General features: G+C 42.5%; 1 protein-coding gene and 2 pseudogenes. 1 reads left to right on the top strand and 2 read right to left on the bottom strand.

Annotated elements, in window-relative coordinates:
- Positions 1-471, bottom strand: a pseudogene (locus tag R7070_RS25185) (serine dehydratase subunit alpha family protein); the annotation flags it as partial.
- Positions 472-486: 15 nt separating this feature from the next.
- Positions 487-867 carry a RidA family protein gene (locus R7070_RS25190; protein ID WP_005479566.1) on the bottom strand — a complete coding sequence of 127 codons (381 nt, stop codon included), beginning with the start codon at positions 865-867 and terminating at the stop codon, positions 487-489.
- A 317-nt stretch (positions 868-1,184) separates the two neighbouring features.
- On the opposite strand from R7070_RS25190, the pseudogene R7070_RS25195 reads away from it, so the two are divergent.
- Positions 1,185-1,427 (top strand): annotated as a pseudogene (locus tag R7070_RS25195) (hypothetical protein); the annotation flags it as partial.

Genomic DNA, 1,427 nt, shown 5'->3' on the forward strand with positions numbered 1-1,427 from the left:
AATCACGTCGCCATTGCGCGTGATCTGGATAATGTTGGTGTGACCGCCACTGATCGTGACCGAAACAACATCGTCACCAGAGGTGAGCGTTACGCTGCAATAAATGAATTCTTGCGTATCCATGCGCGCTACAGTTACCCGCTCTTCATCTATCAATTGTTGCGCAGCAGCGACATCCTGCTCATTAATCCGAGCCAACACTTCCAGTTCTGCTGTTGGGTCACCGGCTAATGCACCAACTGAGGCGGCAATTTTGAGGCCTATCTTGCCCGTTCCAGGTACGAAAACACCCATCGAGTTTTTAAAGAGGTTGTCTGAAACACGCACCTCTATCGCATCAATATCGGATGTGCCTAACTCTTTTCTAGCAACTGCTGCCGCGTACGCAGCAGCAATGGGTTCTGTACATCCTAATGCAGGTTTCACAACTTGCTTAATGATTTGGATATATTGTGTCCATTGCTGGTTCATGCTCTGTTCTCCGTATTACTTTTTATGAGCAATCGCTTCGACTTCAATTAACACGCCAAGAGGCAAATCTTTCACTGCGAAGCAACTGCGTGCCGGACAATCTTGTTGGAAAAACTCTGCGTAGACCTTGTTAAACTCGGCAAAGTCATTAATATTCGATAGGTAACACGTTGTTTTTAAAACAGTATCGACACTGCCACCACCAGCCTCTAAAACGTGCTTCAAGTTAGTAAGAGATTGATGACTTTGTGCACTGATGCCGCCTTCAACTACTTTTCCTGTTGCCTTATCAACGGGTAATTGACCAGATGTAAAAATCAAATCGCCATAGCTAGTGCCATGTGAATAAGGTCCGATAGCAGCAGGCGCGTGTTCAGATGAAATCAATTCTTTCATTTTTAAATCCTCACATAAATTTTATTTTTTATTAAGAAGTTTCTAATTTAACTTCCGTATTAGCGTTATTTTTTCAATTAAATATGAATCAAACAACTAGAATAGATCACAAAATTCGTTAAAAAATCCAATTTATTTGAACTTTTTTGCCAAGATCTCAAATTTATCTGAATTTTCCACAAAAAAATTGGTGATATATGTTTTCTCAATTAAATTTGAGAAAAATTCATACTAACAAGAGAAACAATAAAATGAGCGTGACAGCACCTACACAAACCTTACCTATCGGTAAAGAGCCACCGCACGTAAAAGCAGGCATGGCCCTAGACGAGTGGAAAGCCGCGACCAAGTTTGATAGCACAGACTGGGGATGGGTGATCATGAGTATCGGCATGGCAATCGGTGCCGGTATTGTCTTTTTACCAGTAAAAGTAGGCGTATTGGGCCTTTGGGTATTCTTGGCCTCTGCCGTGATCGGCTACCCAGCGATGTACTTGTTCCAACGCCTTTTCATCAACACTCTCTCAAGTTCACCAAAGTGCCAAGATTACGCTGGCGTC

The organism is Vibrio sp. 1557, assembly GCF_033340175.1.
GTDB classification, from domain to species: domain Bacteria; phylum Pseudomonadota; class Gammaproteobacteria; order Enterobacterales; family Vibrionaceae; genus Vibrio; species Vibrio alginolyticus.